The sequence below is a fragment of the Pedobacter rhodius genome (assembly GCF_027213645.1).
In the GTDB taxonomy this organism is placed as follows: Bacteria; Bacteroidota; Bacteroidia; order Sphingobacteriales; family Sphingobacteriaceae; genus Pedobacter; species Pedobacter rhodius.
Window position 1 is genome coordinate 38,990 of record NZ_JAPWGL010000001.1, and the last position, 12,449, is coordinate 51,438.

General features: G+C 38.2%; 15 protein-coding genes. 2 read left to right on the forward strand and 13 right to left on the reverse strand.

Annotated features, from left to right (window positions below; all coding sequences use genetic code 11):
• Positions 1–54 precede the first annotated feature (54 nt).
• Both O0931_RS00210 and O0931_RS00215 read right to left on the reverse strand, forming a co-directional pair.
• Positions 55–474 carry a PIN domain-containing protein gene (locus tag O0931_RS00210; RefSeq protein ID WP_269413549.1) on the reverse strand — a complete coding sequence of 140 codons (420 nt, stop codon included), beginning with the start codon at positions 472–474 and terminating at the stop codon, positions 55–57.
• A complete protein-coding gene (locus O0931_RS00215; protein ID WP_269413550.1) occupies positions 461–730 on the reverse strand; it encodes a DUF6364 family protein in 270 nt (89 codons plus the stop codon). The genes O0931_RS00210 and O0931_RS00215 overlap by 14 nt, the downstream gene beginning before the upstream one ends.
• 102 nt (positions 731–832) lie before the next feature.
• On the opposite strand from O0931_RS00215, the gene O0931_RS00220 reads away from it, so the two are divergent.
• Positions 833–1,825 carry an ABC transporter ATP-binding protein gene (locus O0931_RS00220; protein WP_269413551.1) on the forward strand — a complete coding sequence of 331 codons (993 nt, stop codon included), beginning with the start codon at positions 833–835 and terminating at the stop codon, positions 1,823–1,825.
• A gap of 6 nt (positions 1,826–1,831) precedes the next feature.
• Here the strand turns inward: O0931_RS00220 and O0931_RS00225 are convergent, their stop codons facing one another.
• A complete protein-coding gene (locus O0931_RS00225) occupies positions 1,832–2,242 on the reverse strand; it encodes a hypothetical protein (protein WP_269413552.1) in 411 nt (136 codons plus the stop codon).
• A gap of 126 nt (positions 2,243–2,368) precedes the next feature.
• On the opposite strand from O0931_RS00225, the gene O0931_RS00230 reads away from it, so the two are divergent.
• On the forward strand, positions 2,369–2,929 hold the full coding sequence (locus O0931_RS00230) for a DUF4230 domain-containing protein (protein ID WP_269413553.1): 561 nt from the start codon (positions 2,369–2,371) through the stop codon (positions 2,927–2,929).
• 56 nt (positions 2,930–2,985) lie between these two features.
• Here the strand turns inward: O0931_RS00230 and O0931_RS00235 are convergent, their stop codons facing one another.
• The 10 genes from O0931_RS00235 to leuC form a co-directional block, all read right to left on the reverse strand.
• Positions 2,986–3,333, reverse strand: coding sequence for a cupin domain-containing protein (locus O0931_RS00235; protein WP_269413554.1), 348 nt, complete (start codon positions 3,331–3,333; stop codon positions 2,986–2,988).
• A gap of 23 nt (positions 3,334–3,356) precedes the next feature.
• Positions 3,357–3,734: a VOC family protein gene (locus O0931_RS00240; protein ID WP_269413555.1), complete on the reverse strand. Its 378-nt coding sequence runs from the start codon at positions 3,732–3,734 to the stop codon at positions 3,357–3,359.
• A gap of 43 nt (positions 3,735–3,777) precedes the next feature.
• Positions 3,778–5,028 (reverse strand): threonine ammonia-lyase IlvA, encoded by a 1,251-nt coding sequence (ilvA, locus tag O0931_RS00245; protein ID WP_269413556.1) that lies wholly within the window; start codon positions 5,026–5,028, stop codon positions 3,778–3,780.
• A 233-nt stretch (positions 5,029–5,261) separates the two neighbouring features.
• Positions 5,262–6,422 (reverse strand): 2-isopropylmalate synthase, encoded by a 1,161-nt coding sequence (locus O0931_RS00250; RefSeq protein ID WP_269413557.1) that lies wholly within the window; start codon positions 6,420–6,422, stop codon positions 5,262–5,264.
• Positions 6,423–6,432: 10 nt separating this feature from the next.
• Positions 6,433–7,524 (reverse strand): 3-isopropylmalate dehydrogenase, encoded by a 1,092-nt coding sequence (leuB, locus tag O0931_RS00255; protein WP_269413558.1) that lies wholly within the window; start codon positions 7,522–7,524, stop codon positions 6,433–6,435.
• A gap of 2 nt (positions 7,525–7,526) precedes the next feature.
• A complete protein-coding gene (locus O0931_RS00260; protein WP_269413559.1) occupies positions 7,527–8,987 on the reverse strand; it encodes an ATP-binding cassette domain-containing protein in 1,461 nt (486 codons plus the stop codon).
• A gap of 150 nt (positions 8,988–9,137) precedes the next feature.
• The gene (leuD, locus tag O0931_RS00265) at positions 9,138–9,719 is read right to left on the reverse strand and encodes a 3-isopropylmalate dehydratase small subunit (protein WP_269413560.1); all 582 of its coding nucleotides are present in this window, start codon (positions 9,717–9,719) and stop codon (positions 9,138–9,140) included.
• A gap of 79 nt (positions 9,720–9,798) precedes the next feature.
• Complete coding sequence (locus tag O0931_RS00270; RefSeq protein WP_269413561.1) at positions 9,799–10,563, reverse strand: class I SAM-dependent methyltransferase; 765 nt, start codon at positions 10,561–10,563, stop codon at positions 9,799–9,801.
• A gap of 61 nt (positions 10,564–10,624) precedes the next feature.
• Positions 10,625–10,933, reverse strand: a complete 309-nt coding sequence (locus tag O0931_RS00275) for an antibiotic biosynthesis monooxygenase family protein (protein ID WP_269413562.1) — start codon at positions 10,931–10,933, stop codon at positions 10,625–10,627.
• An 81-nt stretch (positions 10,934–11,014) separates the two neighbouring features.
• Positions 11,015–12,421: a 3-isopropylmalate dehydratase large subunit gene (leuC, locus tag O0931_RS00280; protein WP_269413563.1), complete on the reverse strand. Its 1,407-nt coding sequence runs from the start codon at positions 12,419–12,421 to the stop codon at positions 11,015–11,017.
• Between the last annotated feature and the right edge of the window lie 28 nt (positions 12,422–12,449).

The window sequence follows — 12,449 nt, forward strand, 5'->3', positions numbered from 1 at the left end:
ATAACGCCACACAAATAAATAAGATCCTGTTTCGGTTAGGCGAGGCAGGATTTTTTATAGAGTTTGTAAATACATGTTGGGTGTTAAAATGCTTAAATTACTTTTTTTGTAATCCTTGATATTCCTTGTAATTATAGCATTTATATTACCTTGATTTTCCGCTGAAAAATTTTGAAGTGCATCTTCAAAATCAGTAAATTCAGAATCAATAGAAGTTAGGATAGTATACTTATCTATAATAGTTATATTCAAAAACGTTAATAAACGTTTTATACCTTCTAATATTGATTTACTACTATGCTCTTTTCTTAATAAATAGTATATGTTAGCGACAGCAATCCCGGTTACAAAACCATTTAATTTTCGGTCTTCACATAATGTTAAAATTTTTGATGAATCATCGGAAAAAGGTTTCCTGTCAAGAAAATAATCAAGAATAATATCAGAATCAATCAGTACATTATTTACTATCATTATTAAGGTATTTTTGATATTTCTCCTCTCTGATTTTGTTTAATTCTTCCTTATAATCAAAATCCACAGACATTTTGAATGCTCCTTTCAATGATTTAACAATTGGAGAAAGTTCTGTATCATTTTCTTCATTTTTGGTTACAGCTTTCAAATAATTCTCTACTACAGCCGATAAACTGCGCCCCTGTTTCTCTGCATAGGCTTTTGCCTGCTTAATTACAGATTCATCAATTGTTAATGTCAACTTCGTATTCATAGATTAAATTTAAGTATAAATATTTACACGTGCAAAAAAAATAATTTTATACGTGTGTTTTTTTTCCTTTAGTCTTTCTGCTTTAAGCTTTATATTTACCTCGTGAGCGACAATATAATTAGTGTTAAAAATTTAACGAAACAATATCAGTCAGAACAGGCGGGCGGAATTAAAAATATTAGTTTTGACATCAAAGCGGGAGATGTTGTCGCCATTATCGGTGAAAGCGGAAGCGGCAAATCTACCCTACTGAAATCTATTTATGGTTTGCTTAAAACTGATGAAGGGGAAATCTATTTTGAAGAACAAAGGGTGAAAGGTCCTGATGAACAGTTAATACCCGGGCATAAGCAAATGAAAATGGTAACGCAGGATTTTTCATTGAATATTTATGCGAAGGTTTATGATAATATTGCCTCACAACTCTCCAATACCGATTTAAAAACTAAGGCTGAAAAAACTTTAGCCATCATGGAACATCTGCGGATTCTTCCACTACAAAATAAAAAAATTATAGAACTCAGTGGCGGTGAACAGCAGCGCGTGGCGATAGCAAAAGCCATGGTATCTGATACAAAAGTTTTATTGTTGGATGAACCTTTTAGTCAGGTTGATGCTTTGCTTAAAAATCAATTAAGGGCAGATATAAAACGTGTTGCTGCAGAAACCGGCGTTACCGTAATTTTGGTTTCTCACGACCCGGCTGATGGTTTGTTTCTTGCCGACCAGCTATTGATTTTACGAAACGGAGAACTGCTTCAAACGGGTAAACCGGTAGATATTTATCAAAATCCGAAACACATTTACACGGCCCAGATTCTAGGTAATGCTGTCGTTCTATCTCGTGGCGATGCCGAGAAACTTGGACTGAAAACTTTTGCAGCATCAGTTGTTTTCTACCCGGAATGGGCGGAGATTAGCAGTAACTGGAGCAGCAGGCGTTTTGAAGTAAAAGATGTGTACTATAAAGGTTTTTACGATGAATTGCTGTTGGAAAGAAATGGTGTAACCGTCCGTGCCTTACAATTGAACAGGGGAGCGCATAAAAAAAACGACCACGTTCAATTGAACATAAGCCGTTTTTTAGAGTTTTAAAGAAGCTTATTGGAAAGATTCAATCAATACAATTTTAACTCTTGTAACAGTATTAGGTCTAGTTGGAATAGCATTTTGAAAATCAGAAGACTGAATATCTAAATCAACCCTTCCTTGACTTACAGCGTAGCTATACGAATTTACATCATATACAAAAGGTAATTGCTCATAGACATTATTGTCACCCCGTGAGATATAAACCAAAATACCATCATCTTCAAAAGTTCTGGCGTCTATTCTATTATCTAATAGAGCAGCAGATAATGTAAAGCCGTTACTGCTGGCCTGCCATTCACTCGGCTGAATATATTTAATAATTGTTAAATTATTTGCTCCACTCTGAACAATTGTGTCTTTCTTGCATGAAGCTAGGCCTAGCGTAGCAATGCAAAGCATTAGGATAGTCAGTTTTTTCATTTTGATAAGTTTTATTTGTGTGTGTACCGTGCGTAACACAAAACAACTGCCAAAAATTCTGAATAATACAATGTGGATTAATAATTGTTTAAGAATTATAACACAACATTGAAAAATACCTTTTAAATGAGAATAATTTTTAGAATTTTACCCTGGTTGATTTTACTGGTTGCCGGTTATTTTTTCATTTCGAAAAAGTTCAGTATCAATACCTCCGTAGAAAGTAAACATCAGCTTTTGGTGGAGAAAATTGAGGCTATTGGCAAACTGGAGTTGGTTCGCTACCAAATCAGCGATGTGCTTGAACACAAAAATAAAACGGATTTCTTGCCGGAGGCAAGTGTTCTTTTAATTGTAAAAGCCGATGCTGTTGGTTGTATTGATCTTACAAAAATTACTCGTAATGATATTGAAATTGATGCAGATACAGCTGTAGTAAATTTGCCACAACCCGAAATTTGTTATGTAAAAATCGACCATAAAAATTCGAGGGTTTACGATACAAAAATGGCTTATTTCCGTGAAGCAAAACTGGTTGACGAAGCTTATAAAACAGCAGAACAAAAAATAACAGATGAAGTGAAAAAATCAAATATTTTAGCGCAGACAAAAATCAATGCTACGAATGTATTAAAGCCAATAATTGAAGGTTTGGGGTATAAGAATGTAAGGTTAACTTTTGAGTAAATTTTAGTATCAAGTATCAAGCTGTGAGTATCAAGTATCAAGATAGAAGTTGGATTTTATAAAAAGTCTTTGCGATGCGGGTTGAAAATATCAATTAATAACCCTGCTTTTAAACAAACCACACCGTGAGGCACATTTGATGGTGCAAAAAATACATCGCCCTCATTAAGAATTTTCTTATCCTCACCCATAGTAACTTCAAAAGTTCCTCTGGCAACATAACTTAACTGTAAATGCGGATGGTTGTGAATCGAACCTATAGCATCTTTTTCAAAATCAACTTTAACCAACATCAGGTTATCATCAAAAGGCATTACTTTACGTTTCACGCCTCCGCCTAATTCTTGCCAGGCCAAATCGTTATCTGATATTAATGTTTTGCTTGTTAAATCTTTGAAGTTCATTTTTTATTCGAGTAAGAATCTTATTAGTCTCCAATAGTTATTTTGTGCCCGTCGCAGTCTTTGATAACAAATTCCCTGCTACCATATACCCGTTTTACAATACCCTCAGTTACGTTTGCGCCTTTTGCTATTACCTCATTGTAAAAATTATCAATTTCCGGAACCCAAATTATCATGTCAGTACTTATTTTACGAAATTGCTCATTTACCGGAATTACATCTGTATCTGATTGCGCAAAATGAATCTGATAGCCATCCCTTTCAACCATAGCATAAACAGGTGGCTCCATAAAATATCCAATAATGCAGAAGCCTAAAACGTCTCTGTAATATTCAGCTGTAGTAGTAACATTATTTACCACTAGTTGCGGTGCAATACCAATTAACTTTGCTTTTTCCATTAATAAAAATACCTATTTATAGGTCCTTCTAAAATCAAAATATTTACACTAAATACTCAAATAAAGTCTGATCCTGGTTCAGTTCGATAATTTCGAATTTAAAATCTTTCATACGTTGCAGTAAACTGGCGTAATCGTTCTTGTTCGAAAGTTCAATCCCTACCAAAGCAGGACCGTTTTCCTTATTGGTTTTTTTAATAAACTCAAAACGGGTAATATCATCCTGCGGTCCTAAAACTTCGTTTACGAATAATTTTAAGGCACCCGGACGCTGCGGGAAACGAACTATAAAATAATGTTTCAAACCTTCAAACAGCAAAGATTTCTCTTTGATTTCCTGCATACGTTCGATATCATTGTTGCCGCCACTGATTACACATACGATATTTTTGCCCGCAATCTGGTCTTTTACCTGTTCTAAAGCAGCTACAGATAGTGCCCCTGCGGGTTCAACTACAATTGCATCTTCATTATAGAGTTTTAAAATTGTCGTGCAAATTTGTCCTTCCGGAATTAGGTATGTAGAACTTAACAGTTCCTGGCAGTATTGATAGGTTATCCAACCCATTCGCTTTACTGCTGCACCATCTACAAAGCGTTCAATATTTTCAACCGTTACCGGACCGCCATTTTTTAGCGCCTCACTTAATGAAGGAGCGCCCATCGGTTCTACACCGAAAATTTTTACAGAAGGCTTTACGGTTTGCAGGTAAGCACTCACTCCTGATGCCAAACCGCCACCGCCTACAGGCACGATAATGGCATCTAAATCCGGAAGATCCTCAAAAATTTCTATCGCTACTGTAGCCTGCCCTTCAATTACTTTGTCATCATCAAAAGGCGGGATAAATGTCGATGATTTTTCTTCACAATAAACTAATGCCTCTTTTAGACAATCATCAAATGTATCGCCGACTAAAATGATTTCAATATTGTCTCCGCCAAACATATTTACCTGCTTAATCTTTTGTTTGGGTGTGATTTCAGGCATAAATATTACACCTTTAATACCGAGCTTTTTGCATGAATAAGCTACGCCCTGCGCATGGTTACCGGCACTTGCACATACTACGCCGTTTATCAATGCATCCTCAGGCAACTGACTAATTTTGTTATACGCACCACGAAGTTTGTACGAACGCACAATCTGTAAATCCTCTCTTTTTAAATAAATATTGGCATTGTATTGAGCTGAAAGGCTGGCATTAAACTCCAAAGGTGTCCGTTTTACTACGCCTTTGAGTCGTTGCGATGCAGATTTAAAATCTAGTGTGTTCGGTGTTGTCGTATTCATTTTTTTATCAAGTGGTGATTTTAGTATCAAGTATCAAGTATCAAGAATCAATATTATTTATCACTTTATGTTTTTTGAATTTTGTCATTCTGAGGCGCGAAGAATCTGTTTCATCGGTTGCAGATACTCCGTGCTTCAGCATAATAGCTTATTCAGGGGTTACTGAAAAATCATGTTTAGCATAACGATTGTTCTAAGTACTTTGCAAGCTTTCGGCTTTAACATTTCCGCTACTAAGCTAAATGCAGTGCAACCAATTGATTTAAATCAGCATCATTTATGCCTTGTTTACTGTCTGCTAAAACCAAAAACTGTTTATAAACAATATCCAAATGTTCTTTTTCTAAATTGTGCCCTAAGCGGTCTAAGTGATGTTTCAATGCCGCTCGGCCGCTTCTTGCTGTTAACACTATTGTTGCGTCAGGAAAACCAACGTCCTGAGGTTTAATAATTTCGTAATTTTCACGGTTTTTCAAGAAACCATCCTGATGAATACCAGAGCTATGCGAAAATGCATTTCCACCCACAATTGCTTTGTTGGGTTGAACCGGCATGTTCATTTGATTTCTGACCATGTGGCTCATATCATAAAAACGAGTTGCATCAATTTGAGTATTCAAGCCCAAAACTTTGTGCGTTTTCAAAATCATCACTACCTCTTCCATCGAGGTGTTACCGGCACGTTCGCCTATACCGTTAATGGTACATTCAACCTGGCGGGCACCATTCTGTAAGCCGGCAATCGAATTAGCGGTGGCTAAGCCTAAATCATTGTGACAGTGTACAGAGATAATGGCATTATCAATGTTCTTTACATTCTCTTTCAAAAAAAGTATTTTCGAACCATACTGGTCTGGCAGGCAATAACCGTTTGTATCTGGAATATTTACCACTGTGGCACCGGCAGCAATAACTGCTTCTACCATTTTCGCCAAAAATTCAATATCGGCTCTGCCAGCATCTTCAGCATAAAATTCAACATCTTCGACATATTTTTTAGCATATTTTACAGCATCAACTGCACGCTCTAAAATGTCTTCTCGGGTACTGTTAAATTTATGTTTAATGTGAAAATCTGATGCGCCAATCCCGGTATGAATACGAGGGTGTTTTGCGTAACGCAATGCATCAGCAGCTACATCGATATCATTTTTATTTGCACGTGTTAACGCGCAAATAATCGGATTGTTAACGGCTTTTGATAATTCGATAACACTGTTAAAATCGCCGGGACTTGAAACCGGGAAACCGGCCTCAATCACATCAACACCTAAAAGTTCGAGTGATTTAGCGATTTCTACTTTCTGGTTTGTATCTAACTGGCAGCCTGGAACCTGCTCGCCGTCACGTAATGTCGTGTCGAAAATATAAACTTTGTTCGGGTCGTGAATCATAATCTTTTATTTAGGAATTGATTAATTTTTGTGATAAGAATTTTAATACTAATTTGCCCATTTCGGCTGTGCCTAAAACTTTAAACCGGTTAGTGCTTTGGTCGGCAATATCATGTGTTCTGAAACCCTCTTTCAAAACCTCATCAATAGTATCAACCAATAATTTAGCCTCGTCTTTTAATCCGAAGCCAATTTCAAGCATTAGCGCTGCCGACAGGATAGAGGCTAAGGGGTTAGCCAAATCCTTACCTGTAATGTCATGCGCTGAACCATGGATTGGCTCAAAGAAACCAGTGCTTTCGCCAACGGACGCCGATGCCAGCATACCCATTGAACCTGCAATTTGTGAAGCTTCATCGGTAAGGATATCACCGAATAGGTTGGCTGTTAAAACCACATCGAATTTCTTCGGGTTTTTTATCAGTTGCATGGCCGCATTATCGATAAACATGTGTTCGGTTTCTACATCCGGGTATTGTTTTGCAATTTCCTGAACGGTTTCACGCCACAAGCGGGAACTTTCTAAAACATTTGCCTTATCAACTGAACATAATCTTTTGTTGCGTTGCTGAGCAGCCTGAAAAGCTTTATGCGCAATGCGCTCCACTTCGTAGCGATGGTAAATCATTAAATCTGATGCCGTATTTCTATCTTCTGACCGGATTTTCTCTCCGAAATAAACATCGCCTGTTAATTCACGGAAGAATAAAATATCTGTTCCTCTTAAAATTTCAGGCTTAATACTTGATGCCTGAAGCAACTCATCAAATAGTAAAATCGGGCGGAGATTTGCAAACAGGCCAAGTTCCTTGCGTATTTTCAGCAAACCTTGCTCAGGTCTAACCTTTAAACTTGGGTCGTTATCATATTTCGCATGACCGATTGCTCCAAAAAGGATGGCATCACTTTTTCTTGCTTTTTCTAAAGTTTCATCTGGCAGAGGTTCGCCAGTAACTTCGATAGCTGCGTGTCCCATCAAAGCCTCATCAAAAACAAATTCATGTCCGAAAATTTCGGCAATTTTTTCCAATGCTGCTTTTCCCCATGTGGTTACTTCGGGGCCAATACCGTCTCCAGGTATTACTAAAATGTTCTTCTTCATTCTTAAACGCTTTCTAGTATATTCTCGACGACTTTTACTTCGCCTTTTTCTAATAATATTCTTTTCTCTATGCAGGTTGGCAGCTGCGATTCAAAATGGCCAACATAAATTAAGGTCATTCCATTGCTACACAATTCATCAACCAATTGGTTGAAATGTTTTGTTTGCTGCTGGTCTAAGCCCTGGCAGGGTTCATCGAGAATCAATAATTCCGGATTTTTTATGATGGTTCTTGCCAGTAAAACCAATCGCTGTTTTCCCAGTGGGAGGGAACTTAACAGTTCGTTTTTACTTGCTGTTAATCCAAAATAGTCGACCAATTCATCTACCTGAATACTTTTTGAATATGGTAATTGTTGAAACAAGCCTACTGTATCATAAAATCCTGATGCAATACTCTGCCAAACGGTCGAACTAGCATCAAAATACCAGTGAAACTCTGGAGAGATTAAGCCGATGTGTTGTTTGATGTCCCAAATGCTTTCGCCAGTTCCGCGTCTGTTTCCAAATAAGTAAAGTTCGTTGGCGTAAGACTGCGGATGGTCGCCGTTTATCAAGCTTAGTAAGGTAGATTTTCCCGAGCCATTATGGCCTTGTAATAGCCATTTCTCACCGGCCTTAACTTCCCAGTTAATGTTTTTTAATACTTGTTTTTCGCCATAACTGATATTCACATCAACCATTTTGACAATCTTACCAGAAGAATAAACCGGCGATTCTTTCAAAAAACCGGGTATTTCCCTCGAATGATTTTCGGTAGCCGATAATGGGGTTAGCGAATTAACCTCAATAAACTGCCCATCTCTTATCCCCGCAAAGCGATTAACAGAGCAGGGTAATTCCGGGTCGTTACAAATCAAAATCAACTGAACGCCATCTTCCGAAACCTCATTCAGTAGAATGTTTAAATTTTTACGTGATGCAGCATCCAGGCCCGTGTAAGGCTGGTCGATGATTAATAGTTGCGGTTTTAACCATAAGGCTTTTACCAATTGCAGCTTTTTATGTTCTCCACTCGATAATTCAATTAACTGTGAACTGGCGAAAGAAGAAAAATTCAAAGCCTCCAAAATAGGCTCCACGTGGTCTAAGTGGAGGTGTTTTTCTTTACCATAGCTGACCAGTTCGGCATGAACCGTTAAGGTGTCTTTAGCCTGCTGACTGGTATACCGCTGCTGATAATAGAAGTTTGCAACGCCCTCCAGGTTTTTAAACTGATACCAGCTTTCTACAAATAAAACTTCGGCAGGTAAAAGGTTGTTGGTATCAAAATTAATTTTTACTTCTCCAATTGCACTTAACTGGCCAGCAATAATTTTTGCCAAGGAAGTTTTTCCACTGCCGCTAATTCCGCCCAATACCCAGTTTTCGCCACGGTGGGTGGTCCAGTTCAAATCCGTTAACACCGACTTGTGTTGGTATTTTAAATTTAAACCCTGAATACTGACAAAACTTTCTTTCATGCTTTTATTTTTACCACCTTAGGAAATCTAAGTTGGGTGTTGATTTTATTTGAAACGCGATTTTTAGGCGGTCAATGACGGGTGTGTTCGTTTTTTGCTTTAGTCTTTCAGCTTTGGTCTTTCAGCTTTGGTCTTTCTGCTTTACTCTTTCTAACGCTTCTCAAATTCCTCAATTAAATCTTTCTGCGCCAGGATAAAATCGATGTCATCATAACCGTTAATCAAACATGATTTTTTGTATGGGTTAATTTCAAAAGATTCTTGAGCACCGGTTTCAACAATAGTTACCATTTGGTTTTCTAAATCAACTTCCAATGGAGATTTAGCATTGTTATCAACAGCTTTAAAAATCTGAGCTAAGAAATCTTCGCTCACCTGTATCGGCAATAAGCCATTATTTAATGCATTGCCTTTAAAAATATCAGCAAAGAAACTACTGATTACGGCATCAAAACCTGCATCCTGAATAGCCCAAGCAGCATGTTCACGGCTACTTCCGCAGCCAAAGTTTTTTCCCGCAACTAAAATCTGTCCGCTGTAAGTCGGATCGTTTAAAACGAAATCCGCTTTAGGTTGATTATCGTTTTCATAACGCCAGTCGCGGAACAAATTTTCGCCAAACCCCTCGCGAGTAGTCGCTTTCAAAAACCTCGCAGGAATTATCTGGTCGGTATCGATATTCTCTATGTTCAATGGCACTACGGCCGATGTTAATTTTGTGAATTTTTTCATTGTATTAGTATCAAGTAGCGAGTATCAAATAGCAAGACTCAATTTTCGTAATTTTATATTTTGCTTTTAGCTTTAGTCTTTAAGCTTTTTTTATCGCTTTCACGCGCAATCTTCTGTAATCTGCCACCCATTCCCCGTTGATAAAATAATCGGGTTTCAGTATGTCTACAGCTAAATTTTTAATAGATTCAGCTTGTTCTTTTGTTAAGGTCTTGAATGCATGTTGTGCAAATTGATTAATCCAGACATACATGCCTTCTTCGCCAATGAGCTTGGTTGGTCTGTCGAATAACCAAACTTGCTCCACTTCAAATCCTTTCGATTCCAGAAGCGTTGAATAGGTGCTAACTGATGGAAAGAACCAAAAATTACTCTGCACTTTATCTGCAAGGCCTAATTGCTCGGCAGCATCGGTTATCGCATCAGTTATGCTTTTAACATTGCCTTTTCCACCAAACTCAGCAACTAATCTTCCGCCAATTTTCAGACTTTTAAACAAACCTTCAGCTAAAGCATTCTGGTTTTCAATCCAATGGAAAGTTGCATTGCTGAAAATTGCATCAAACTGTTCATTATAGGGAAGTTGTGTTGCATTAACCACTTCAAAGTTTAGCTGTGGGTACGCTGTTTTTGCATTTGCAACCATATCCGTTGAGGCATCCGTTCCTACAACTACAGCACCAGTTTCAGCAATTTGCGCAGCCAGCCGACCGGTTCCGCAACCTACATCCAAAATATCTTCTCCAGGTTTTGGCGCAAGCCATTGCAACACATCTGCACCGTAATCAGATACAAAATGATGTTGTTTATCGTATAATTTACTATCCCAAACTATTTCTGGCATTTTTGATTATTTTAATTTTTACCATCTAAGAAAACTAAAGCAGCTAAAAATTTTAAATCGGTTAAGCTTTATTATTACAACTTTCAACCTCAACATAATGTTCAACAATTGGAAAAGGCTCATAAAAATGATGCAATAATTTTTTCCAATCCCGGTATTCTGTCGAAGCTCTGAATCCTTCAGTATGGGCTTCAAGCGTTTTCCAGGTTACCAATAAAATGTATTTATCATCTTCTTCTAGACACTTTTTCAGCTGATGCGAAACATAACCGTTCATAGAAGAGATGATTTTTTGAGCTTCGTTAAAAGCCGCTTCAAAATCAGCGGCTAAACCAGACTTTATATTTAATATCGCAACTTCTAAAATCATACCTATAATTTGTCACTCTGAAGAACGAAGCATCTGTTTCATAGGTTGCAGATGCTTCCTTCGTCGGCATGACAACTAAAACTAAGCTTTCTCCAGCATTTCCCTCACATCTGTAATCACACCTGTAACCGCAGCGGCCGCAGCCGTTAATGGACTAGCCAATAAGGTTCTTGCGTTTTGTCCTTGCCTACCTTCAAAATTTCTGTTCGATGTAGACACGCAGTACTTACCCGCAGGTATTTTATCTTCATTCATGCCTAAGCAAGCACTGCAGCCTGGTTCACGTAATTGAAAGCCAGCTGCTTCGAAAATTTTATCTAAACCTTCGTTTTTAGCTTGTTGTTCTACTTGTTTAGAACCTGGAACAATCCAAACCGTAACATTATCCGCTTTGCGTTTATCTTTTACAAAATCAGCAACTTCACGTAGATCTTCGATGCGGGAGTTTGTACAACTTCCGATGAAAACGTAATCAACTTGTTTTCCGATTAACGATGCATCATCATCAAAACCCATATAATCTAATGCTTTTTGATAAGAAAGTTTTTCCTTCTCAGGCTGAGCATTGGTTGCCGGGATGTTCTCCTGAATGCCCATTCCCATTCCCGGGTTGGTTCCATAGGTGATCATTGGTGCAATGTCTGCTGCATCAAAAGTTAAAATACTATCGAATTTCGCATCAGCATCGCTGTACAAAGTTTTCCAGTAAGCTAAAGCTTTATCCCATTCTTCGCCAGCCGGCGCAAACTCTCGGCCTTTAATGTAATCGAAAGTAATCTGGTCTGGTGCGATTAAACCACCTCTGGCACCCATTTCGATACTCATGTTACAGATGGTCATGCGGGCCTCCATACTTAAAGCTTCTATTGCGGAGCCTGAATACTCAATAAAATAACCTGTTCCGCCTGCTGCAGAGATTTGAGCAATGATGTAAAGAATAATGTCTTTAGCACCAACGCCTTTACCAAGCTCACCGTTTACTTCAATTTTCATGGTTTTAGGTTTCGATTGCAATAAACATTGCGTAGCGAAAACCTGCTCCACCTGTGATGTTCCGATACCGAAAGCAATCGCTCCGAAAGCACCATGTGTAGACGTGTGGCTATCACCACAAACCATTGTTTTTCCGGGTAATGTAATGCCCAACTCGGGTCCAATTACGTGAACAATTCCCTGAAACGGATGACCTAAGCCATATAGTTCAATACCAAATTCTGCACAATTTTTAGTGAGCATATCCACCTGATAGCGGGAAAGCTCTTCTTTAATTGGCAATAACTGGTTTAAGGTTGGAACGTTATGGTCGGCTGTGGCTACAGTTTGTTTCGGACGTAAAACGGGCAAACCTCTCTTGCGCAACCCATCAAAAGCCTGCGGCGAAGTAACCTCGTGTATTAAGTGTGTATCAATGTATAAAATATCAGGAAATCCTTCTTCACTTTTTACAACGTGCGCGTCCCAAATTTTTTCTACTAATGTTTTTGACATTTTAACCCCCTAGCCCCCTAAAGGGGGA